Below are 23,350 nucleotides of genomic sequence, written 5' to 3'. Positions count from 1 at the left end.
AGTCAAAGTCAACGGCGTTTGGGCGGCGGATCCGGCGGCGCGGGCGTCAGTCGCGCACCTGCACGTCCAGGTAGCGCTCGGCGTTCAGCGCCCACGCTTCCGGGCTGCGGCCGGCCTCGACGTGCGCCACCGCGTCGGCCGCGATCGCGGCGCAGTGATCGAGGTTGCAGTGCAGGAAGAGCGCCTGCCGTCCGAAGGGGACCACGCCGAGCGCGGCGGCGCGGCGCATCGCGGCTCGCCAGTCCCGCAGCCAGCCGCGCCGGTAGAGCGGGTACACGCGGGGCACGAAGCGCTGCCGGGCCTCGAGCGGCGCCACCCCCGCGCGGGGCGATGCCCGCGCGTACGAGCTGATCGAGCAGCGCCTCGAGCGGCGGGCCCGAGGCGAAGTCGCGCCCGCTCCCCCAGGCCCCCTCGGGAATCTCGACGCACAGCACCGTCTCTCCCGGGCGGCGGAGATCGGGCGCGTAGTTCTGCAGCTCGGAGACGCGGCCGAACCAGAAGCGCGGGTCGGGGCAGTAGTACGTCTCCGGGGCGCCGAGCCGCGCACGCGGATACGCCAGGTAGACCAGGTAGAGCCCGCGGTGCTCGAGGGGCGCGTCGGGCACGAGATCCGCGAGATCACCGGCGAACAGGATCGGCGCCGCGCCGGCGCGCGCGCCCGCCCCGGCCAGGCCGAGGGCGGTCCCGCACTCGGCCCGGACGCCGGCCTCGGCGAGGCGCGCCTCGAGGTACGTGATGAGGGACGAGATGCCCGCCGGCGGGTAGATGAACCGCGCGAGATCCGCCGCGGCGCCGCCGCGACCGCGGGCGAGCCCCTTGAACAGCGCGAGCGGGCTCGTCGTGCTGATCCGCTTCTTCGCGACGGTCTGGGAGAGCTCCGACGGCGGGATGCCCCAGACCTTCTCGGCGTACGGCCGGTAGAACGACGCGTAGGCCGCCGCTCCGACGCGGTCGCGCACGAACCGCTCGAAGCCGACGTCGTCGCCGGCGCGGGCGCGGTCGTGCTCCCAGCGGGCGAAGGCCGCGCGGCGGCCGCGCTGCGCCACGAACCCGAGGCCCATGGCGGCGCCGGCGCGGAGGCCGAGCGCGCGGAGCATCGAGGGCGCGCTCGGCGGGTAGGGGACGTGGCGCTCGCCGAGCACGAGCACCCCGCGTCGCGGGCGCGAGAGGAACGGGGAGCGCGCGTGCACCTCGCGGAAGAGAGGCTGATCGAGGGCTGCAGGGTGGAGCCGGTGCGAGCCGAGATCGCACGGCAGGCCGCGGAACGTCTCGGCGCCGGCGAGCCCGCCGGCCCGCGCCGCGCGCTCGAGGAGGCGCACGCGCCGGCCGGCCCGCGCGAGCAGCAGCGCGGCGTAGAGGCCGGAGATGCCGGCGCCGACCACGAGGCGCTCGGGCCCGGCGTCGTCTGGGCGGAGTGACATGGCGTGCCCGCGTCCGGCGCTCAGTACATGAACCCGAGGCCGAGGTTGAGCTGCGTCTGATCGAACCCGAGCGTGCGGTCGCGCAGCTGGTAGTCGGCCTTCACGACGACCCCCTGGGTCGGCCGGTACGACGCGCCGAGCGTGAGTTCGCGGACGCCGTACGAGGCGTTGGCCTTGTAGCCCTCGGGCACCGCCGACTGCGTGTCGTACGCCTCGACGCGCGCGAACGGCAGGAGCTCGTGGCCCACGCCGAGCGGGCGGAGCACGTCGAACGCGGCCTCGACATAGCCGCCGCGGATCCGGGTGGCCACGGGGCTCGTGGGGTCGATGAAGTTCGGCGCGCCGCTCTCGTTGAACGAGACCATCAGGGCGCGCGCCTCGGGCAGGTGCCACTCGGCGAACAGGACCCGCGTCTCCAGGCCGCTCCTGCGCCAGCGCGCGTCGAGCGACCAGCCGAGGACCGGGACCGAGAGATCCACCGGGGTGCCATCGCGAAGGAAGAACTTGCCCTCGCCGTTCGGGCCAGCGTCGCTCGCGTACACCGACGCGCCTGCGACGACGCCGAGCAGCGGCTCGGCCTCGACGCGCGCGACGGCCGCCCACGCGTTGGCGCGGGCGAGCCCGCCGTTCTGCCGCCCGCCGGCGAGGCCGCCCGCGCGGAAGCCTAGCGGATCGAGGCCGGTCATGGCGTAGGCCTCGAAGCGCAGCCAGTCGAGCGGCTGCCCGAACGCGCCGATCCCGATCTCGCGCCACGTCGAGGGGATGACGAGGGTGTCGACCTTGGGCCTGGCCACGCCGTGGAACACCGGCGGCTCGTGCCACTGGTTGATGATCCCCATTGGGACGAGCACGAGGCCCGCGCGCAGCCCGAGGGCGCGGCCTACGGCGTTCCACTCGATGTAGGCCTGCTCCAGCTCCGCGGCGCCCGGGCAGCTCGCGCAGGAGATCGAGTGCTCCACCTCGAGCTCGACATAGGACCGGATGTCGGCGGTGAACTCGTGCGCCACGAAGAGCACGAGCCGGGGGATGTCGGCGACCCACGCGCGCTCGCCCTCGCGGCCGGTCGTCGTGCCGCGGACATGCACCTCGCCGTAGCCGCCGACGGAGGTGCTGCTGGCGCTCGCTCCGGCGCTTCGGAACCGCTGTTCGGTCAGGCCGCGGACGAGCTCGTGCTCGGGCGCCTCTCCGGCGCCGAGACCGACGGCGGGCTTCCCGGGCTCCGGCGGCGGGGCGGCGTGCTCGGGCGGCAGGTCGAGGACCGGGCCGTCCGGCGCGGGCTGGGCGGTGGGCGCGGGTTGGGCGGCGGGCGCCGGCTGCGCGGCAAGCGCGGGCGGCGTGGCGGGCGCCGGCTGCGCGGCAGGCGCGGGCTGCGTGGCAGGCGCGGGCTGCGTGGCAGGCGCGGGCTGCGCAGCGGCGGCGAAAGGCAGCAGCGCGCCGAGGACGACGCCCGCGGAGCGAGGCCACAAGGACGAGATCGCTTTCATGACGAGGACCGGGAGCCCGGAGGGGCGGGAGTCTTCGCGCCCCTGAAAACGGAGGTCAACCTCGTTTTCAGCGAGGGGGCGCGCCGCGCGGCGCGCGTGAGAGCGCGCCGCCTGTCGGAGGTCCGGCGGGCAGCGCCTCGAGCAGGGCGAGGTCGCTCCAGAGCGCGTCGACGTAGCGCGAGCGCGGGCGCGCGAAGCGGATCGCGATCGTGTAGCCGCGGCGTGCGAGCGCGTCGCGCGCCTCCTGCGACAGCGCCTCGCTGGTGATGAGCGCGCCTCCCGGCCCGGCCTGCTCGACGCCGCGGACGAGCGCGGCGTCGTCGCGGACGCGCACCGGCAACCGGCCCGGCGCGCCCTCCTGGATCATCCGGTCCAGGTCGCGCGTGAGCACCGGGCGCGGCGGCGCGCCGGCGTCGCGGAGGAAGCGCACGATCGCGGCCGCCGGCGAGGGCTCCTCGTGCTGGCGAGCGAGCGAGATCGCGTCGGCGAGCCACTGCGCCGCGAGGGCCGCGACGACGGCGAAGGGCGCGGCGCCGTGGAGCGCGCGCCGGCGCGGAGCGCCCTCTGCCGCGGGGCGCGCCGCCGACAGGGCCGCTGCGCCGGCGGCCATGGCGACGAGGAGGAGCGGGACGAGCGGGAGCCAGTGCCGCGGCTTGTAGGCGATGTTTTGCCCGAGGAGCGCCCAGAGGAAATAAGCGAACGCGGAGGCCCAGAGCTCGGGCTGCTCGCGCAGCGCGCGCGCGGCCCGCCGGAGCGGCGCGACGCGGAGCGCGCCGGCGGCGAGGAGCGCGATCAGGAGCGGCGCGCCGAGCCACCGCGCTGCCGGCGCGTCAGGCCACGCGCCGCCGAGCCCGTTGGCCCAGATCCCCCAGATCACGCCGCGGAGGCGATCGAGCGGCGACGAGACGGTGATCGCCGTCCCTCCCCAGCGGGTGAAGTGCCCGAGCCCCTGGACCCACGTCGTCGCGACGAGGTCGCGCGGCGTCGCCATCAGCACGAGCGGCACGAGCCACGCGAGCGCGCCGGCCGCGAGGTCGCGGCCGCGCGCGAGCCACGCGAGGCGGCCGCCCTCGCCGCGGGCGATGACGGCGAGGCAAGCCAGCGCGAACGGGAAGTACGAGAGCCGCACGCCGAGCCCGACGCCGAGCAGCACGAGCGCCCAGGTGCGCGTGCGCGCCGCGCGCGCCTCCGCGGCGGTCTCCAGCGGCGCGGCCAGGGCGGCGATCTGCGCGCCGCGGAGGCGCCTCGCGCGGGCGCACAGCCAGAGCGCCGCGGTCACCGTCGCGGTGCCGGCCATGTCGCTGAGGAGCTTCTCGGACGACAGCCAGAGGAACGGCGACGCGAGCGCGAGGACCCCGGCGAACACCGCTGCGCGCGGCCCGGCGACGTCGCGCGCGAGCAGGGCGGTGAAGGCGACGGTGGCCGCGCCCGACGCGGCGCTGACGAGGGCGAGCGCCGCGCGCGGCGTCGCGCCGAGCAGCGCGAGCCCCTTCGCCGCCGCGACGAACACGGGGTAGTACGGCGCGTGCGGGCGGAGCTCGGCCACGTCGAACCGCTCCACGCCGAGCGCGAACCGGAGCGCGTCGATGTCCTCGTCGTGATCGATGCGGAAGAGCAGGCGCGAGGCGAGCGCGGCGGCGGTGAGCGCGGCGAGCGCGGCGAGCTCGCGCCGCTCCTCCCTCACGAGCCCGAGCCGGATCCCGAGCCGGGCGCGTGCGTCGGCGCGCCGCAGTCCGGCTGATCCACGGTGGCCGCCCCGGCGCTCGTGGTGGCGCCCGAGCCGGACCCCGAGCCGGGGAGCGGCGCCGCCGGCGTGTCGCATTGATCGAACAGCTCCTCGCCCGCGTAGTCGAGGCACGCGGTCGCGAGCGACGCGACGACGAACGTGGCGCCCGCCACGACGAACGCGGAGCGAAGCGATGCCCAGGAGCCCAAGCCAGCCACGCAAGCACCGTGCCGCTGACCCCAATGACTGTCAAGCGCGTGTGTCCCCCGGGTTGCGCCTGCGCGGCGGGGCGGAGCGTCGCTCGTTTTTTGCTCCTTCCGGCGCCGCGCGCGTAGGGTCGCGCGCATGGAGTGGCTCGAGTCGATGCACCGCATCCGCGCGCTCAAGCTGGAGCTCGCGCGGATGGATCCACGGCGGGGAATGCCGATCGCGCCGCCGGCCGGGGCCTCCGAGGAGGCGATCGCCGGCGTCGAGCGGCGCCTCGGGATGGCGCTGCCGCCGAGCTATCGGGAGCTGCTCTCGCGGCACGACGGCTGGCCGCAGCTGTTCGCCGGCGCCAACCTGCTCGGGGTGCGCGCGCTCGCGCGCGGCTCGTACATGGACGTCGGGCGGATGGTGCTCGAGCACTGCGAGGGCGAAGAGGTGCGCGGCGCGGGCGAGCGCGACGGCGCGTCGGCGACCGTGCGCGGCCGCTATGGCGCGCGGAGCGCGCTCGTCCCGTTCGGCATCGACGCGGCGGCCGAGACGGTCTTCGCGTGGGATCCCGAGGCGAGGACGCCTGACGGAGAGCTCGAGATCATCCTCTGGACGAACGACGTCGGGCTGCGCCTGTCGGGCTTCCCGGAGCTCCTCGACATGGTGAAGGACATGCTCGCCGCGGAGCTGGACGATCGCCGCAGGCGCGCCGTCGCGCAGATCGAGCCCGCGGCGCTCGCGCGCGGCGCGGTCGCGTCGCGGAGCCGCGTGCGCGCGGTGGCGGTGCCGCTCACACCTGCACCTCGCCCGCTCCTGCGGAGCGCGCTCACCGGCTGAGCGAGCCTCGCCCCCCGAGCCCGGCCGCTGCGACGCCCGCGTAAGGCTGCGTCCCGCGACCAGGGCGCGCTCGTGCGCGATCATCGCAGACCGCACTCTTTGCGCGCTTCGACCGCGGGCTCCGATGAAGACGAGCCGGTTGTTTCCGCGCGAAGCGTGGGACGTGGTGTACTAGGTGGACCATGACGGATGCCCACCAGCAGCAGCGCTACCGGGTCATCGAGCGGCTAGCTTCGGGCGGCATGGCCGAGGTCTTCCTGGCGGAGAGCGCCGGGATCGAGGGGTTCAAGAAGCAGGTCGCGATCAAGCGCGTGCTCCCGCACCTCAGCGAGAAGAAGCGCTTCATCGCGATGTTCCTCGACGAAGCGCGGCTGTCTGCGCACCTCTCCCACTCCAACGTCGCGCAGGTGTTCGACATCGGCGTCGGCGACAACGCGTACTTCATCGTGATGGAGTACGTCGACGGCGCCGACCTCAAGGCGGTCCTCGAGTCGATGCGCAAGGCCGGCCGCACCCTCCCGGTCGAGTCCGCCGTGTTCATCACGGCGAAGCTCTGCGAGGGGCTCACGTACGCCCACGAGCTCAAGGGGGCCGACGGGCATCCGCTCCAGATCGTCCACCGGGACATGTCGCCTCCGAACGTGCTCATCACGAAGTACGGCGAGGTGAAGATCGTCGACTTCGGCCTCGCCAAGGCGACGAGCCAGCTCGAGAAGAGCGAGGCCGGGATCATCAAGGGCAAGTTCAGCTACCTCTCGCCCGAGGCGGCGCAGGGCCAGGAGGTCGATCACCGCACCGACATCTTCGCGCTCGGCGCGATCCTCTGGGAGATGCTCTCCGGGAAGCGGCTCTTCCTCGGCGACACCGACTACCAGACGGTCAAGCTCGTGCAGCAGGCCCAGATCCCGACGCTCTCCGAGAGCAACAGGGCGGTTCCCCCCGAGCTCGATCGCATCATCGCCCGCGCGCTGGCCCGCGATCCCGGGGAACGTTACGCCTCGGCGCGCGAGCTCGGCCGGGATCTCACGACCTTCCTGTACAGGTTCGGTAGGCCCGTCAGCGCCTACGACATCGCCGAGCACGTCCGCAGCGCCATGGCGCTCCGGAAGCGGGCCCCCACGTCGGACAAGGCGTCGTTCATCGACAGGCTCATCGAGGAGACGCTGCTCGAGTTCACGTCGCTCCCGGACGACAAGGCGGCGCCGAGCACCACGCGCCTGAACGAGCCGCTCAAGATCTCGGCCTTCGAGGACATCGGCAAATGGGCCGACGAGATCAAGCTCTCGGCGCCGGGGGACAAGCTCTCGGCGCCGGGGGAGGACGTCATGCGGCGGTCCCTCGCCACCGTGTCGGTCGAGGAGGGCAACCTCGCCGCGCTCGAGGAGACGGGGTTCGGCCTTCCGCTTGCCCCTTCATCCGGAGGTCCCTCGTCCAGGCCCGCGGGGCCGCTGCTCGCGCCGCCTGCGCTGGCGCATCCGCCGCTCGAGAGGCGAGCCGTGCCGACCCTGGCCTCCCCGCAGCCAGTACCCGAGATGCAGCGCCCTGCGCCGCCCTTGCCGCCGCCGCTCGCGCCGCTCGTACCGGCCACGCCGCGCGACCTGGAGCCGGATCCGGCCCCTCCAGCCAGGACCGGGGGCGGCGCGGTGAAGGCCGTGCTGCTCGTCGCCACGCTCGCCGCCCTCGCCGCAGGCGCGTGGTTCGGCGGCCTGATCCCGCACTGACCCGGCGAAGGGAGCGTGCTCCCTGCGGCGCCCACGGCCGAGCCATGGGCGCGCTGCGTGCCGCGCGGCGGCGAGGTGCCCGGCGCATCTCAGCGCGCGTCAAGACGCGTCAACACGCCTCAACACACGATGACACGCCGCCCCTGCGAGGCGCGCCGCACCGTGATCGGCGTCGTGGCGCGCTCTCTCGCCGGATGCGTTACTCGGTCCCCTCCGCCTCGTCGTCGTCGTCGTCGTCCTGCTCCTCGAGCTCCCTCTCGAGCTTCTCGATCTCCTCGTCCTCCGTGTCGTCCTGGGCAGGAGCGGCGCGCCCTTCCTGGATCGCCTTCTGGCGAGCCTTCTCCGCGGCGGCGCGGGCCTGGGCCACCTTCTGCAGGATCGCCGGCTTGGGCGCCATCATCAGCGTCATCGTGCGCTGCTCCATCATGGGGCGCACCTCGACGTTCGCGATCTCCTCGCAGTGCTGGACGATCCAGTCGAGCTGCTCCTGCGCCTTCTCCGGGTGGGTGATCTCGCGGCCGCGGAAGCGCACCGTGAACTTCACCTTGTGGCCTGCGCCGAGGAATCGATGCGCAGCCCGGGTCTTGAACTCGAGATCGTGGTCGTCCGTCTTGGGACGGAGCTTGATCTCCTTGATCTCCACCACACTCTGCTTGCGCTTCGCCTCGCGGGCCTTCTTCTTCTCGTCGTACTTGTACTTGCCGAAGTCGAGGATCTTGCAGACCGGGGGATCCGCCTTCGGGTTGACCTCGACGAGGTCGAGCCCCTTCTCCTGTGCTCGGCGCAGCGCCTCGTGGGTCTGCATGATGCCGAGCATCTCGCCATCATCGCCGATGACGCGGATCTCCGGGACGCGGATGCGCTGGTTGATGCGGATCTGCGGCCCCCGCTGGGCCTGCCGAGGGTCGAAGCGTCTCATCGCCATGTGATATTTCGCTGCCTCCTTGTGTTCTGTGCTCTTGAAAGCGACGGGCCGCCGCTCCGCGACCGAGCCCGGTCGTGGCGTCCATCACCACGACAATGTCGCCCGACTCTGCGCCGCAGGCAACGGCGGCAAGCAGGACGAGCGCCGCGGCGCATGGGCGCTCCGGGCCGTGGCGTGCCCGGCTGGACGGGGGTGGGGGAGGGCCTGCCGGGCGAGAGGGGCCGGCCGGAGCGGGAGGTCACGAACCCGATGCGCTCATGGCGCGCCGGGGGAGCTTCCACGCTGCGGCTCGCCGGTCGGCGAGCTCCTCGAACGGCATCGCCTCGAGGTCCTTCTCGAGGTCGCGCGACCCGGGGGCGGTCACGACGTGCTCCGTCGAGCGCCGCACGACGCAAGGGCCATCCGGATTGCTCGTCCGGACCAGCCCGATCCGGGCCACGTCGTCGCAGAGGAAGTGTGTGTGAAGATCGATGAGGCGCCCTTTGACGTGGGCGCCGGGGATGGGGTGGTTCTTGGCGATGTCGTCCACGAGAGCCTTGCGCACCGTGGTGCGGGCCGCCGAGGCGGCCAGGGCTGTCTGATCGAGGGCCATGAAACCTCGCAGGCTAGGTCACCTGCTGATTTGTAGGCGCGGCCGGTTTCGAACCGGCGACCCCTACCGTGTCAAGGTAGTGCTCTACCACTGAGCTACGCGCCTATGTCCCGCCCGCTCGGCCCGATGCCGACGAAACGGAGAGCGCCTCCTATCAAGGGGGGTGAAGTCCGTCAAGCGATATGTTTCGTGGGGTCGCTTTTGTCGTGGCGGCCTGGTGACGGATTCGTGGTGCAAGGGCTCGGACGGCGGCCGTACTCGCCCCGCCCCCGCCGCTTGGTCGAGCAGCCGGCGTCGACCGTCCCATCGATGAATCGACGAGCCGGCGGGCAGCCTCAGGCCGATCGTGGCGGGCTCCAGGGCGCGCTCCCGCTCGACGTGCCGCGCGAGCGACGTGCCGCGCGAGCGACCCATCGGCAGCCGCGCGCGGCGGAAGCGCATTGCGCGGTGGGAGCATGAATTCTCGGAGTTACGTCCGGACACCGAAGATCGCGATCGCCGCGCCACTTCAGGCCGGCCGCTGCGCGGACGCCGATCGCGCTCGCGCTTGACCTCGCGTGCGGCTCGGGCGACGAACGATTGGATGGCAGGGCCTGACGGTCTAGGCTCGCCGCCGGATCCGGCGGCGGTGATCGCGCATGTCGAGGTGGCCGCGGGGAGCGCGCTGTTCGCCGCGCACGCGGCGGTGCCCGGCAATCTGCCGATCGAGCGCGCAGCGAGCGCCAGCGAGGCGATCCGCGGCGCCGCCGCGCGGACGCGCGGCGGGCAGCGCGCGAGCGTCGTGCTGGGCGCCCACGAGCTCGTCGGGGCGCTCGCCGCCCTCGGCGAGGCGGCCGCGGTGCGGACGCCGGTCACCGTTCACGTCATCGAGCGGCGCGGCGGGCTCGCGGTCGGGCGCGACGAGCTCGCGCCTGCGCTCGACGTCGGCGCGGGGGTGCTCGTGACCTGGAGCAGCCAGGAGGCGGCCGACATGACGCTCGTGGCGCGGCGCGCCGCGGAGGACAGCGAGACGCCGTTCCTGCACCTCGTCGACGCGCTGCCGTCGGACGTCTCGGCCCTCGGCGGGGCGTGCGAGCTCGCGGCGCGCTTCCTCGGCTCCGAGCGGAGCGCGCCGACCTTCATCGACGCGGCGCCGGGCGAGAGCGACGGCGACGGCGGGCCTCGCCCGCAAGGCCGCGGCGTCGTCCGGAAGCGGGCCGAGCGGGGCTTCTGCGCGCGCGTCCCGTTCGCGCTCGCCAGCGCGATGCGGGAGCTCTGCGAGCTGACCGGCAGGCCGCTCGGCGCGATCGAGCGCGTCGAGACCGCGGACGCGGAGGAGATCCTGGTCGTCGTCGGCTGCGCGTTCCCGGCGGCCCGCGAGGTCGTGCGCAGCCTGCGCGCGCAGGGCCGCCGCGTCGGCCTCGTCGGCGTGCGCGCGCTCCGCCCGTTCTTCGGCGCCGACGTGGTGAAGACGCTCGGGCGGGCCAAGGCCGTCGTGGTCCTGGAGCCGCTCGACGTGCCGCTCGCGCCGTACGGGCCGGTCGCCGCCGGGGTGAAGGCGGCGTTCGCGGACGCGATCACCTGGGCCCCGGGCTTCCCCGGCGTCGGGCGCATCCCGCCGATCCTCTCCGCGACGTTCGCGACGATCGACGGCACCATCACCGAACGCGACGTGCGCCTCTCGCTCGCGGAGATCGCGAGCGGGGAGCGCGCTCGCCGGCACATCGTGTTCGGCAGCGACGGCTGACGCCGCGCGGCAGCGGAAGGGAACACAGCCGCGGAATGGGTACGGAAAAGGCCGCCAGGCTGCATTCCCCGGACGCCCGGGTGAGCCTGCCCGCCTAGCTCCTTGCGCGACCCTTGGATCCTGGGTATGGAGGCGGGCCCCGGGGGGTTGGGAGAGGCCCGCAATTTGCGGGCGAGCCCGTCGGGGCCCGGAGACACGCGTCACCTTGGCAAGCTCAAACTGGTTCCAGCCGAACGCCGCCCCCGGACGAGCGGGCAACGCGCCCGCGACGCCGGTCGAAGGTCAATCGCCGCCGTCCGGAGGGCAGGAGGCGCCGCCTTCTTCGCCGTTCGGCGGAGGGGCCTTCCAGTTCCTCATCCTGGCGCTGCCGCTGCTGCTCATCTTCGTGATGACGCGGAGCCAGAACAAGAAGCAGAAGCAGCTCGAGTCGAACCTCAAGGCGGGCGACCGGGTCGTCACGCAGTCCGGGCTCCTCGGCAGGATCGTCGACATCAGCCCGAACTCGCCCAGGGTGAAGCTGGAGATCGCCGCTGGCGTGAACGTGCAGGTCCTGAAGAGCGCGATCCAGGGCCCCGACCCGGGCGAGGTCGCGGCGGCGGACGCCAAGGTCGCCGACGCGGCGAAGGAAAAGAAGTCGTAGGCCGGCGCTCGGCCCAACAGGAAGCTTTTTTACCGCCCCCGCGGCGCCCCACTCCATGCTCCTAAACATCTTTCAGTACGGGTTCGCCGGCGTCGCCGGCCTGTGCGTCCTCGGCGCGTGGCTCAGCCGATCGAAGCGCAGCGTCTTCGCCTGGGCGGCGCTCGCCGCCGGCGCCGCCGCGATCGCGGCCCACTACCACGTGTTCTGGGCCCTCGCGACCTTCGGCCTGATGGTGCCGTGGGCGCTGTTCTGCGTCGGGCCGTGGATCGATTTCTCGTGGCGGGTAAAGACGGGCTTCGTGCTGTTCCTGGCGCTCGGCTCGGCGCTCGCCATCTACCCGACCTACCACGACGAGCGGTACGGCCGCCCCGTCCACACCGGCCTCTCCTCGGAGGAGGTGGCGGAGCAGGAGACGCAGGCGAGGGCGGGCGAGCTCGGGTTCAGCCGCTTCCTGACGTCGAACATCCCGTTCCGCCTGGTGCGCGGGCTCGATCTGAAGGGCGGCCTCCGCCTCGTCTACACGGTCGACGTCGACGAGGCGATCAGCGACAAGCGGGATCGGTACTACGACGACCTGCGCGCGGCGCTCGCGAGGTCGTTCGGGTTCCACGAGGGCGACAAGCCGCCGACGATCGAGGAGATGCAGAAGCTCCAGACGAAGCTCCGCATCGAGAAGTCGCGCGAGCAGGCGGACACGATCGCGATCACGTTCAACGACCCGGCGGACTCCGCGAAGATCAACGACGAGTTCCTGGCGAAGTTCCTGCACGAGCTGCAGCTCGTGCGCTCGGCGGATCGCCGCGTGGCGAAGTTCCGGATCCGCGACGAGGTCTCGAGCACCATCCGCGACCGGGCGGTATCGCAGGCCAAGGAGACGGTGCTCCGCCGCGTCGACGGGCTCGGCCTCAAGGAGGCGAGCGTCTCCACGCGCGACGAGGACGTCATCATCGAGGTCCCCGGCGACGACGAGAGCGCGTTCGCCACGATCCGGGAGATCATCAGCCAGACCGCGCGGCTCGAGTTCAAGATGGTCGACGACGACCACGACTTCTTCGAGCCGATCGCGAGGAGCGCCAAGGAGGAGGACCTCCCGAAGGGGCTGACGTTCTCGATCGAGAACGCGCCGGTCGGCCCCGGGAAGACGAAGCCGGTCCACTTCGCGCGGATGGTGCGCGCGGAGCACGAGGAGATGCGCGACACGCTGAAGCGGCTGCGCGAGTGGGTCGGGACGCTCCAGGTCCCGGCGGACAACGAGGTCGGCTACGGCAAGCTGTACGAGTTCAACGAGGAGAAGGACGCCATCGAGGAGATCGGCTGGCGGACGTACTTCCTCTTCAGCAAGGCCGAGATCACGGGCGACATGGTGCGCGACGCGCAGGCGCTCCCGGATCAGCGCGACGGCGGCCTCGGCGGCTGGTACGTGTCGATGGATTTCACCCCGACCGGCGCCGACCGGTTCGAGGACATCACCGGCAGGAACGTCAAGCGGCGGTTCGCCATCATCCTCGACGAGAAGGTCGAGAGCGCGCCGGTCATCCAGACGAAGATCGGCGGCGGCCGCGCGCAGATCACGATGGGCTCGCAGAACCCGGATCAGCAGCTCCAGGACGCGCGCAAGCTCGAGCTGGTGCTCCGGTCGGGCGCGCTGCCGGCCCCGATCTCGCCCTCGAACGAGCAGCGCATCGGCCCGTCGCTGGGCAAGGACGCGATCCAGCAGAGCATGAAGGGGGCCATCGCGAGCGGCGTGCTCGTCGTCGTGTTCATGGTGGTGATCTACAGCCGCGCCGGGCTCATCGCGGACATCGCCGTCATCTTCAACCTCATCCTGCAGGTCGCCGTCCTCGCGATGTTCGGGGCGTCGATGACGCTGCCCGGCATCGCTGGCCTGGTGCTCACGATGGGCATCGCGGTCGACGCCAACGTGCTGATCAACGAGCGCATCCGGGAGGAGCTCAGGGCCGGCAAGAGCCCGCGCGCCGCGGTCGACGTCGGCTACGACAAGGCGTTCAGCGCCATCCTCGACGGCCACGTGACCACGCTGCTCTCGGGGCTCATCCTCGCGCAGTACGGCACCGGCCCCATCAAGGGCTTCGCGATCACGCTGATCGTCGGCATCGCGATCAGCCTGTTCACCGGGGTCGTCTGCACCCGCCTGATGTTCGACTGGGCGGTCCGCGGCCGAAAGATCAAGACGCTCTCGCTCGGCTGAGAACGAGGGCGCGCGAGCCGATCTCCGACCTTTGAGGGAGAACGCGCGAGCGGCTCTCCGATTGAGACACGACGATGGAACTCATCAAACCTGGCCGTCAGTTCGACTTCATGAGCAAGCGCTGGCTCTTCATCGGGCTCAGCGCGGTGCTGCTCATCCTGTCGATCATCTCGTTCTTCGTGCCGGGGCCTAAGCTCGGGACCGATTTCAAGGGAGGCACCGAGATCGAGGTCGCCTTCCGGGCTCCGGTCTCGAGCGCCGAGGTCCGCGAGGCCGTCACCAAGTCGGGCTTCGACTCCCCGGACATCGTGTCCGTCGCGGATCAGGCCAACCCGAACCGCTACCTCATCCGGGTCCACGAGGTCTCGACCCTGTCGGAGCAGCAGAAGGCCGCGGTGCGCGACCGGATGTGCCTGCCGCCGGAGAACGGCTCCGTCCCCGAGGACCGCTGCCCGCACGCGGTGCGCGCCACGGAGGTCAAGTTCAGCCCCGGCGGCGACAAGATCTCCACGCGCTACGACGTCGCGCCCGACCTGGAGGGGATCAGGAAGCAGCTCGAGGGCATCGAGGGGGTCGAGCTCAGGGCCGGCGCGAACAACCCGCTCGTCGTGAGCGAGCGCGACCACAAGGTCGAGCTCCACCTGAAGTCGAAGGGCGACCAGCTGATGGATGGCCTCCGGGAGCACCTCGGCGCGGACAAGGTGCCCGAGCAGGCGCTCCGGGTGGAGTGGATCGGCCCGAAGGCCGGCGCGCAGCTGCGCGACGCGGCCATCAAGAGCGTCGCCATCACGATCTTCTTCATCATGGCGTACATCGCGTTCCGGTTCGACATCCGGTTCGCGCCCGGCGGCATCGTCGCGCTCGTGCACGACGTGGGCATCGCGCTCGGCGCGATGGTGATCACGCAGCGGGAGATCACCCTCTCCACGGTCGCCGCGCTGCTCACGATCGTCGGCTACTCGATCACGGACACGGTCGTCGTCTACGACCGGATACGCGAGAACCTGGGGAAGCACCGCGACATGAGCTTCGCCGCCGTCATCAACTTCTCGCTCTCCGAGATGCTCGGGCGAACGATCCTCGTGTCGATGACGACGCTGCTGTCGCTCGTCATGTTCCTCTTCTACGGCACGGGCGTCATCAAGGACTTCGCGTTCACGCTCGTGGTCGGGATCGCCGTCGGGACCTACTCGTCCATCTACGTCGCGGCGCCGCTCACCGAGTGGATCGACCGCCGGTTCTTCGGCTCGAACGCGGGCAAGCGCAGCAAGAAGGTCAGCCGCGTCCGCACGCAGAAGCGCGCCGACGCGGTCGTCTGAGCGCCTCGCCGTGGCCGCGCGTGGACGCGCGGCCTGAGCCGCCCCAGGCCATGGACGCATCCATCCCGCCGGTGTACCCGCTTCCGTGATGAGCACGGCCACCGAGGCGTGGAGGGAGCTCCCCGAGCGCGAGGCGCCAGCGTCGGCTTTGTCCGGCGCGCCGGGCGCCGCGCCCGTCGTGGATCCGGGCGAGGCGTCGGCCGAGGCGCTCGTGATGGCGCGCCAGCTCGGGCTGTCGATCACGGTAGCGGACATCCTGCACCGGGCCGGCTGGGCGCCTGACGAGGCGACCCGGCGCTTCCTCGACCCGCGGCTCTCGCACCTCACGTCGCCGGACGCGATGGCCGATCGCGAGGCGAGCGCGGAGCGGATCGCGCGCGCCGTGCGCGCCGGCGAGCGGATCGCCGTCTTCGGCGACTACGACTGCGACGGGATCACCGCGACCGCCATCATGACCGGCGGGCTGCGCGCCCTCTCGGGCCAGGTGGTGCCGCTCCTCGCGACGCGGGCCGAAGGCAGCTACGGGCTCTCGGCGCCCGCGCTCGAGCGCGTGATGCGCGCAGGTCCCACGCTGCTCATCACGTGCGACTGCGGCTCCAGCGATCACGAGCGGCTGGCCGCGGCCCGCGCGGCCGGCATCGACTGCGTCGTCATCGATCACCACCTCGTGCCGGCCGAGCCGCTCCCCGCGATCGCGTTCCTGAACCCGCACCGCGCCGATTGCGGCTTCCCGTACAAGGGGCTCGCCTCGTGCGGGCTCGCGCTCTCGCTCCTGGCCGCCGTGCGCAAGAAGCTCGGCTCGTCGCTCGATCTCCGCCCCTACCTCGACCTCGTGGCGATCGGCACGGTCGCCGACGTCGCTCCGCTGACCGGCGACAACCGCGCGCTCGTGCGGGCCGGCCTTGGCGTGCTCCAGACCGGGCCCCGTCCAGGGCTCCGCGCGCTCGCGGCGCTCGCCAACCTCGATCTCGGGCGCGGCGCGTCCGCCGAGGACGTCGCCTTCCGGATCGCGCCTCGCCTCAACGCGCCCGGTCGGCTCGGCGATCCCGACATCTCCCTGGAGCTCCTGCTCGCGCACGACGGCGTGACCGCCTCCGCGCTCGCCGCCACGGTGGAGCAGGCGCAGATGAAGCGGCGCGCGATCCAGGACGAGATGCTGACCTCTGCGCTCGCCGAGATCGAGCGCGCCGGGTTCGATCGGGATCCTGCGATCGTCATCGCGCGGCAGGGGTTCCACCCCGGCGTGGTCGGCATCGTCGCTGGCAGGATCACGGGTCGCTACGGCAAGCCGACGATCGTGATCGCGCTCGAGGGCGTGAAGGGGCGCGGCTCGGTGCGTGGTCCATCGGGCGCGCGGCTCCACGACGCGCTCACCCGGTGTCGCGCCGAGCTCGTCGGCTTCGGAGGCCACCAGGCCGCGGCCGGCGTCGAGGTGCGCGCCGATCGCGTCGAGGCGCTCCGGGCGGCGTGGTGCGACGCCTTCCGCGAGCAGGACCTCCCGGCCGCCGCGGCGTCCGCGGCCGCCCACGTCCGGCTCGACGATCGCGACGATCCGGCGGCCGTGGCGCGCGATCTCGAGCGGCTCGAGCCGTGCGGCGAGGGCAACCGCCCGTCGTACGTCCTCGTGCCGGGCGCGGCAGTGCGCTCCTCGAGGAACCTGAAGGGCCACCTCAAGCTGGAGCTCACGTTCTCCCGCCGCGAGATCTCGTGCTTCGGGTTCGAGCTGGGCGAGCTCGCGCCGCGGTTCACCGGCGGGCGCGTCGACGTGGTGGGCCGCCTCCGGCGCGACGCCTGGCGCGGCGGGGACGCCGTAGAGATCAGGATCGAGCACGTCGCCGCGTCCGACTGAGCGCGGCGGGCGTCCGCGGCGTGCTAGCGTGATCGCGTGGCTGAGCCGCTGATCCGGTTCTCGCGTGTGCGCAAGGCCTTCGGTCCGAAGGTCATCTACCGCGACCTGAACCTCGACGTGTACCCGGGCGAGACGATCACCATCATGGGCGGCTCCGGCGTCGGCAAGAGCGTCATGCTCAAGCTGCTCATCCGTCTGCTCGACGCCGACGATGGATCTATCCAATTTCACGGTGAAGAGATCACGCGCCTGAGCGAGTCGCGCATCGCCGGGGTGCGTCAGCGCATCGCGATGCTCTTCCAGGGCGGCGCCCTGTTCGACTCGGTCTCGGTGGGTGAGAACGTCGCTTACGGCCTGCACGAGCACTACCGCAAGGAGATGACCGAGGCGCAGATCGCGGATCGGGTCAACTGGGCGCTGTCGCTCGTCGGCCTGCCGGGCATCGAGCAGATGCGCCCGGGGGACCTGTCCGGCGGCATGAAGAAGCGCGTCGGCCTCGCGCGCGCGATCGCCGTGCAGCCGGAGGTGCTGCTCTACGACGAGCCGACGACCGGCCTCGATCCGATCAACACCGAGCGCATCAACCACCTCATCAAGGGGCTGAAGCAGGCGCTCAACGTGACGAGCATCGTGGTGACACACGACATGAAGAGCGCCTTCTCGATCTCGGATCGGATGGCGATGATCTTCCGCGGCGAGGTCATCGCTACCGGCACCCCGGACGAGTTCCGGGCGTCCACCGATCCGCATGTCGCCGATTTCATCACCGGGACCGCTCCGGTGAACGAGGACGTCCAGACGCTTCTCGGCGCGTGACGATCCCCTCGAGATCGCGCAAGATGCCCTTCTGCATGGGCAGAGCGCGCGATCTGAAGGTCGGACTCTTTGTGCTGGCGGGCCTCGTACTCTCCGCCGTAGTCATTTTCCTGATAGGTGACGAGCGGCGGCTCTTCGACTCCTCCGTCAGCTTCACGACGAACTTCGCCGACGTGCAGGGGCTGAAGCCGGGCGCGCCCATCCGCATGGGAGGCATCGACATCGGTCACGTCGCCGAGGTCGGTTACGGCCCTGATCCGAAGGACACCAAGATCTATGTGAAGCTCGAGATCGTCGAGAGCGAGGCGAGCCGGATCAAGACGGACAGCGTCGCCCAGATCGCGAACAAGGGCCTGCTCGGCGACAAGATGCTGGAGCTCACGAAGGGGCAGAGCCCGGATTCGGTGCCGCCTGGCGGGCAAATCCCCGGCGAGGTGCCGACCGACGTGATGGGCAAGGTCACCGGCATGGCCGAGAAGGCCGAGGCGACGCTCGACAACATCCAGAAGGTCTCGGAGAGCATCGCCGACGAGAAGCTGCACAGGGATCTCCGCGAGACGGTCGCCTCGGCGAACACGCTGATGAAGCAGGTGACCGAGGGGGAAGGCTACCCGCACCGCTTCCTGACCGATCCCGAGGAGGCCGAGCGCATCTCGCGCACCGTGCAGAGCCTCGACCGCCTCAGCACGGAGCTCGCGGGCGCGGTGCGCGAGGTGCGGGGGGTCGTGTCCCGGGTCAAGGAGGGGCCGGGGTTCGCGCACGACGTCATCTACGGCGACGGCCCGCAGAAGCAGGTTCAGCAGTTCGGGAACGCGGCGGACGAGGTCGCCATGACGCTGCGGGGCATCCGCGAGAGCGACAGCCTCGCGCACGACGCGCTCTACGGCGGCAAGGGCGACGGCGCCGAGGCGCTCGCCAACGTGACGGCGATGACCGGCGATCTGCGGGCGATCGTGCACGACATGAGGGCGGGCAAGGGGACCCTCGGCGCCCTGCTGGTCGATCCGTCGATCTACGAGGACATGAAGAGCCTCCTCGGCAACGTGCAGCGCAACGACGTGCTCCGCGCGCTCGTGCGCTACTCGATCAAGCAGGACGAGCAGAAGCCCGCGGTCCAGGTCGGCGGCGCCACGCCGTCGCCCTAGCGGCACATCCGAGCCGCCCGCGCAAGCGTCGGAGCGGCAGCGCCTTGCGTTATCTCGGTCCGCCCTTTATTTCTCAGTGTCTCGATGCCCACGAAGCTCGCTGACCGTCTGTCGGCCGTCGCGCCCAGTGCAACGCTCGCCATGGCGGCGAGGGCGGCGCGCCTCCGCGCCGACGGGCACAGGGTCTACTCCTTCGGCGTGGGCGAGCCTGACTTCGACACGCCCGAGCACATTCGCATCGCGGCGAAGGCGGCGCTGGACGCCGGCGCCACCCACTACACGGCCGTGTCCGGCATCTCCGAGCTGAAGTCGGCGATCTGCGCCGCGACCGAGCAGCACCGCGGCTGGCGGCCGCTGCCGAGCCAGGTCACCGTGAGCTGCGGCGCGAAGCACGCGTTGTTCAACCTCGCGACCGCGCTCTTCGAGCCGGGAGACGAGGTCGTCATCCCGGCGCCTTACTGGGTGAGCTACCCGGAGCAGGTGCGCCTCGTCGGCGCCACGCCGGTCATCGCCAGCACGACCGAGGAGATGGGCTTCCGCCTCACGGCGGACGCGCTCCAGGCCGCGCTCTCTCCGCGGGTGAAGGCGATCATCCTGTGCACGCCCTCCAACCCGACCGGCTCGGCGTATGCGGAGGAGCACCTGCTCCCGCTGCTGGGCGTGCTGCGCCGCCACGACTGCTGGATCATCGTCGATGAGATCTATGCCGATCTTACCTACGACGGGTTCCGGCACGTGTCGCTCCCCGCGCTCGCGGAGGACCTCGCGCCCCGGGTGATCGTCGTCGACGGGGTCAGCAAGACCTTCGCCATGACGGGCTGGCGGATCGGCTGGAGCATCGCGCCGACCGAGGTCGCGAGGGCGCTCGACGTGGTCCAGGGTCAGAGCACCACGAACGCGGCGGCCGTTTCCCAGGCGGCCGCTGTCGCCGCCCTGAACGGGCCTCGCGACGCGGTGTTCGCGATGCGTGCCGCGTTCGCCCGGCGGCGCGCGCTGATGGTCGAGGGGCTCAACGCCGTACCCGGGGTGCGCTGCAGGATGCCGGAGGGCGCGTTCTACGCCTTCGCCGACGTGCGCGGGCTCTGCGGGCGCACTTTCCAGGGGACGACGCTCGCGAGCGACGAGGACGTGGCGACGTGGATGCTCGAGCAGGCGCACGTGGCCGCGGTCGCCGGCACCCCCTTCGGCGCGCCTGGGTACCTTCGATTTTCGTACGCCTGCGACGAGGATCACATCGAAGCAGGCCTCGCCGCGCTCCGGCGCGCCGTCGCGACGCTCGACTGACCGCGCGCGTCCGATGCGCGAGTCGCTCTGCGCCGGTCTGCGCCGGTGCCCACGCGCGCTCGAAGGGCAGCGGCGCCCGTCCCCGCTCGCTCGACCGCGACGCCGCGCGGACGCGGCAGCCCGCCTGGCTCCACGCCCCGGTCGCTGCCCGGTTGCTGATGGCTGGCGCGCAATCGGCGCGCGCGGGCCCCGCGGCCGGCTCGCTGACCGCGGTCGCCAACGCGCCTTCACCGGCGACCCGCCAGTTCCGGGCTTGCCCCATGGGCCGCCGGCTACGGGGCTGACCGAGCGCCGCGAAGAACTTCGACATCGCCAGCGAGTTCTTCTTGTCGAACGCCGATGGTTGGGTTAAAAGCGCCACGTCTTTCCGAAACGGCCGGGTGACAACCGGCTGGCATCGGGCGCATAACTCAGCGGTAGAGTGCGTCCTTCACACGGACGAAGTCGCAGGTTCAAGTCCTGCTGCGCCCACCCCGATTCGCTCCCCTTGTGAGCTGGTTCCACGCGTCGCTCTGTCTGCGTGGCCGTGCCGCTCCCATCAGGTGTTGAGCGGCTCCTTCGGAGCATTGAGCCGCCCACGCGGCCGTGACGAGGCATTCCCTTCGTGCCGGCAGCCTTGCGGGGGTGGCGGGCGCGGGGCCGCTCGGCGCCGTCACGTTGACGCGTGAAGCCGGCGAAGCAAGGGGCGCAAGGGGCGCAGGCCGCTCCGGGGTTGGCGAGGTGAAGGCGTCAGCGAGCGGCGCTCGCTGCGGGCGGCGCAGCGGCCGCTTTGTCGTTCCTGCGCTTCTCGATGGCGCTGGCCGTCGCGCGAAGCTCCTTCTGGAGGGGGCCGCACCTGAGGCACTTGCGCGTCCGATGACCCCGGCAGGGCTGGGGGGTGCCCAGCGCCTTGATGTAATGGAGCGCGCGGATATCGCCCTCCTCGCGCACCCTGGCGAGCATCGCCTTGGTGGGGCAGTCCGTGAGGCGGCGCAGATCGTCGGCCACGAGCAGCGCCGGCGACGCGAGCTGCCGTACGCTGCTCTCGATCAGCCGTGTGCTCGCGTGGTCCCTGGGCCAATCGCCGAATTTCGGCGCGGTCACCACCTCGTAGAGCAGGTCGGGACCGCGGCTTCCCATGTGCTTGGCCATCAGATCGAACGCCGTGAGGGCGAGGTCCGGGGTGCCGTTCGCCGCCCTCAGGATGATCTGCTTGAGCTCGTCGTTCCCGGCCTCCTCGGGAGCGAGCTCGAACAGCCGCTGCGCCGTGAGCAGCGCGGCCGCCATCGCCTTCTCGCGCGCCTGCGCGACCGCGAGCGCCCGGAGGACCGCGGGATCTTCCGGATACCGCTGCGCGAGCGAGCCGAGCGCCGCGCTCCCCGCGGCCTGGGCGCTCTCGAGCTCCGCGGCCTGAGCGCGGGCAGGCGGCGCCTTCGCCGGGGCCTCGGGCTCCGCGGGCGCGAGCGCCGGCGCCGGCTCGGGGGCCGGCGCGCTGCTGCTCTCGCGGACGCTGCTGCTGGGTGCAGCGGCCGGCGAAGGGGCCGGCGAGGCACCGGCGTCCCGCTCGAGCGCCGTCACGACCGTCGGGTCGCGCAGCGCTACCGCGCCGCAGACGAGCCCGGTCGCGGCCAGCAGGCCCAGCGCGGCCAGCGTGGCAGCCGTCTTCGGGCGGCCCAGCCCTGATTCACCGACGTGACTCACCGAGCCGCTCATCGCAGCTGCCTCTCCCGCGGAGGACCCGCGGCCTGGTCATCAACCGTAGGGATCGTCGTTCTTCGGCGGCTTCGGCGCGGCCGGCCTGGGCCTGGGGGCCGCCGGCTTGGGCGCCGCAGGCGCCGCCGTCGCCGTGGGGGCCGCGGGCTCTGGCGTCGGGGCGGGCGCCGCAGGCTCCGCCGTCGCCTTGGGCGCCGCGGGCTCCGCCGTCGCCGGGGCCGCAGGCACCGCCGTCGCCTTGGGCGCCGCAGGCTCCGCCGTCGCCCCGACGGGCGCGGTGGCGTTCGCCGCCGGCGCCGCCGGCGGTTCGGCGGTCGTCGTGGGCGCCGCCGTCCCGGTGGGCGGAGCCTTGTCCGTCGCTGCGGGCACGGCCTCCGTCGGCTGAGGCTTCTCCGCCGGAGCCGCAGGCTTCTCCGCCGGAGCGGCAGGCTTCGCCGCGGGCTGCTCCGGCGCGGCCGGCGGGGTCGCAGGGGGCTTGTCGCTCTGCCCGAAGACGAGCCAGAGCGCGCCGCAGAGCGCCGCCGCGACCAGCAGGATCGTGAGCAGCCGCCCGGTGCCGCTGCTCTCCTCTTCCTGTGCGAGCGGAGCCTGGGCCGCGGGCGCGGGCTTGGCCGTGGCCGCCTTGTCTTCCTTCGGCCTGGCGGACGTCGGCTTCACCTTTGCCTGATCGTCCGGCGCCTTTGCTTCCTGGCGCGCAGCCTTGCCGTGCAGATCGTCTGCCGGCGCCCTGTCCGCGACCTCGGCCGGCTTCCTGGCCGCGGCCGCCTTCGCTGGTCTCGCCTCGGCCGCGGGCGCGTCCTCCCGCGCTTCCCGCTCGTTCACCAGCTGAGCGACCGCAGGGACCGGTATGGCCGCCGGCTCGGCCAGCGGCCTGACATGCTCCTCTTTCGGCGCCGGAGCGGGCTCGGCCTTCTTCGGCGGGGCGGCCATGAGCGGCTCCTTGGACGGGCCGATCTCGTCCAGCGAACCGCCGGCGTCGGCGAGCGCTTGCTTCAGCAGCTCGGCCGCCTGCTTCATCATCGTCCGCTCGTCGGGCGGCGGCATCTCCTTCTCGGGGTTCGTCTGCGGGAAGAAGCTGCCGCCCTCCGCGGCGTCGGCCTTCTTCGCCTCGCCCTTGCCCGCGTCGCCCTTCGCCCCGATCGAGCCGAGCCCCAGCATCGTCGACGCCCGCTTCACCTGCGCCTGCGCTGCCTTGGCGGGCGCGGGCTCGGCCTGCGGTGCGCTCGCGGTCGCCGACGGGGCCGTGATCTCCTGCACGTCGTCGCCCAGATCCGCGCGGTCGGTGATGCCGGCCTCGAACGCCGACCCGGCGCCAGCCTGCGCGTCGACGAGCCGGGTGATCACAGCCTTGGATTTCTCATCGATCTTGATGAACTTCACGCCCATGCCCGCCGGGTGCGCGTCGCTCCCCTGCGCGGGCTCGCGCTTCCACACGACGCGGCCGACGCCGGCGATCACGGCTTGCTCGTCCTGCAGACGGATCTCGAACTTGAGCAGCGTGCCAGCGGGGAAGGGCGACGGCGTCTTGATGAAGATGCCGCCACGGCTCACGTCATGCGAGTGGTGCTCGATGAACTCGTCGACCGTGGCGCTCTTGTAGCGGACGGTCATCTGCAGCACTCTCGCTCGCGGATCTTTGCGTGTGTCCTGGGCCATCAGGGTAGAACTCCCGTCTACTTCGCGACTCGCTCCAGCGGATGTGGTCCGCATGTTACCCAAGGTTCGCCGCGAAGCCCAAAGGCTAACACGTGACGGTCGCTTTACCGAAC

18 protein-coding genes and 2 tRNA genes are annotated in these 23,350 nt (G+C 72.2%); 11 read left to right on the top strand and 9 right to left on the bottom strand.

Annotated elements, in window-relative coordinates:
* Positions 1-8 precede the first annotated feature (8 nt).
* The 4 genes from POL72_RS02700 to POL72_RS02685 all read right to left on the bottom strand — a co-directional run bounded on the left by POL72_RS02700 (position 9) and on the right by POL72_RS02685 (position 4,849).
* Positions 9-1,421, bottom strand: coding sequence for an FAD-dependent oxidoreductase (locus tag POL72_RS02700; protein WP_272093410.1), 1,413 nt, complete (start codon positions 1,419-1,421; stop codon positions 9-11).
* Positions 1,422-1,441: 20 nt separating this feature from the next.
* On the bottom strand, positions 1,442-2,887 hold the full coding sequence (locus POL72_RS02695; protein WP_272093409.1) for a hypothetical protein: 1,446 nt from the start codon (positions 2,885-2,887) through the stop codon (positions 1,442-1,444).
* A gap of 85 nt (positions 2,888-2,972) precedes the next feature.
* Positions 2,973-4,589 (bottom strand): hypothetical protein, encoded by a 1,617-nt coding sequence (locus POL72_RS02690; RefSeq protein ID WP_272093408.1) that lies wholly within the window; start codon positions 4,587-4,589, stop codon positions 2,973-2,975.
* Positions 4,586-4,849, bottom strand: coding sequence for a hypothetical protein (locus POL72_RS02685; protein ID WP_272093407.1), 264 nt, complete (start codon positions 4,847-4,849; stop codon positions 4,586-4,588). The genes POL72_RS02690 and POL72_RS02685 overlap by 4 nt, the downstream gene beginning before the upstream one ends.
* Before the next feature lie 127 nt (positions 4,850-4,976).
* Between POL72_RS02685 and POL72_RS02680 the strand changes: the two genes are divergently transcribed.
* Positions 4,977-5,663: an SMI1/KNR4 family protein gene (locus POL72_RS02680; RefSeq protein WP_272093406.1), complete on the top strand. Its 687-nt coding sequence runs from the start codon at positions 4,977-4,979 to the stop codon at positions 5,661-5,663.
* Positions 5,664-5,845: 182 nt separating this feature from the next.
* On the top strand, positions 5,846-7,384 hold the full coding sequence (locus tag POL72_RS02675; RefSeq protein ID WP_272093405.1) for a serine/threonine protein kinase: 1,539 nt from the start codon (positions 5,846-5,848) through the stop codon (positions 7,382-7,384).
* A 199-nt stretch (positions 7,385-7,583) separates the two neighbouring features.
* On the opposite strand, the gene infC is transcribed toward POL72_RS02675, so the two are convergent.
* The 3 genes from infC to POL72_RS02660 form a co-directional block, all read right to left on the bottom strand.
* Positions 7,584-8,309: a translation initiation factor IF-3 gene (gene infC / locus POL72_RS02670; protein WP_272093404.1), complete on the bottom strand. Its 726-nt coding sequence runs from the start codon at positions 8,307-8,309 to the stop codon at positions 7,584-7,586.
* A 238-nt stretch (positions 8,310-8,547) separates the two neighbouring features.
* Entirely contained in the window at positions 8,548-8,901 is a 354-nt protein-coding gene (locus POL72_RS02665; RefSeq protein ID WP_272093403.1) for a hypothetical protein, read from the bottom strand.
* 33 nt (positions 8,902-8,934) lie between these two features.
* A tRNA-Val gene (locus POL72_RS02660) sits at positions 8,935-9,006 on the bottom strand.
* A gap of 478 nt (positions 9,007-9,484) precedes the next feature.
* Between POL72_RS02660 and POL72_RS02655 the strand changes: the two genes are divergently transcribed.
* The 9 genes from POL72_RS02655 to POL72_RS02615 all read left to right on the top strand — a co-directional run bounded on the left by POL72_RS02655 (position 9,485) and on the right by POL72_RS02615 (position 20,360).
* A complete protein-coding gene (locus POL72_RS02655; RefSeq protein WP_272093402.1) occupies positions 9,485-10,627 on the top strand; it encodes a transketolase in 1,143 nt (380 codons plus the stop codon).
* Positions 10,628-10,832: 205 nt separating this feature from the next.
* Entirely contained in the window at positions 10,833-11,267 is a 435-nt protein-coding gene (yajC, locus tag POL72_RS02650; protein ID WP_272093401.1) for a preprotein translocase subunit YajC, read from the top strand.
* Between the two features lie 55 nt (positions 11,268-11,322).
* A complete protein-coding gene (secD, locus tag POL72_RS02645) occupies positions 11,323-13,476 on the top strand; it encodes a protein translocase subunit SecD (RefSeq protein WP_272093400.1) in 2,154 nt (717 codons plus the stop codon).
* 74 nt (positions 13,477-13,550) lie between these two features.
* Positions 13,551-14,795 (top strand): protein translocase subunit SecF, encoded by a 1,245-nt coding sequence (gene secF / locus POL72_RS02640; RefSeq protein ID WP_272093399.1) that lies wholly within the window; start codon positions 13,551-13,553, stop codon positions 14,793-14,795.
* Between the two features lie 88 nt (positions 14,796-14,883).
* Positions 14,884-16,644 carry a single-stranded-DNA-specific exonuclease RecJ gene (recJ, locus tag POL72_RS02635; RefSeq protein WP_272093398.1) on the top strand — a complete coding sequence of 587 codons (1,761 nt, stop codon included), beginning with the start codon at positions 14,884-14,886 and terminating at the stop codon, positions 16,642-16,644.
* 36 nt (positions 16,645-16,680) lie between these two features.
* The gene (locus POL72_RS02630; RefSeq protein WP_272093397.1) at positions 16,681-17,460 is read left to right on the top strand and encodes an ABC transporter ATP-binding protein; all 780 of its coding nucleotides are present in this window, start codon (positions 16,681-16,683) and stop codon (positions 17,458-17,460) included.
* 35 nt (positions 17,461-17,495) lie between these two features.
* Positions 17,496-18,605: an MlaD family protein gene (locus POL72_RS02625; RefSeq protein ID WP_272093396.1), complete on the top strand. Its 1,110-nt coding sequence runs from the start codon at positions 17,496-17,498 to the stop codon at positions 18,603-18,605.
* Between the two features lie 84 nt (positions 18,606-18,689).
* Positions 18,690-19,889, top strand: coding sequence for a pyridoxal phosphate-dependent aminotransferase (locus POL72_RS02620; RefSeq protein ID WP_272093395.1), 1,200 nt, complete (start codon positions 18,690-18,692; stop codon positions 19,887-19,889).
* Positions 19,890-20,288: 399 nt separating this feature from the next.
* Positions 20,289-20,360 (top strand) — tRNA-Val (locus tag POL72_RS02615).
* 258 nt (positions 20,361-20,618) lie between these two features.
* Here POL72_RS02615 and POL72_RS02610 read toward each other — a convergent pair.
* The gene (locus POL72_RS02610) at positions 20,619-21,581 is read right to left on the bottom strand and encodes a hypothetical protein (protein ID WP_272093394.1); all 963 of its coding nucleotides are present in this window, start codon (positions 21,579-21,581) and stop codon (positions 20,619-20,621) included.
* Positions 21,582-21,620: 39 nt separating this feature from the next.
* A complete protein-coding gene (locus POL72_RS02605; protein ID WP_272093393.1) occupies positions 21,621-23,237 on the bottom strand; it encodes a TIGR02266 family protein in 1,617 nt (538 codons plus the stop codon).
* Positions 23,238-23,350: the final 113 nt, after the last annotated feature.

Origin of the sequence: Sorangium aterium (assembly GCF_028368935.1) — a bacterium.
GTDB lineage: Bacteria > Myxococcota_A > Polyangia > Polyangiales > Polyangiaceae > Sorangium > Sorangium atrum.
The sequence above is the reverse complement of the archived record's forward strand: the minus strand, read 5'-3'. Positions and strand labels throughout refer to the sequence as shown.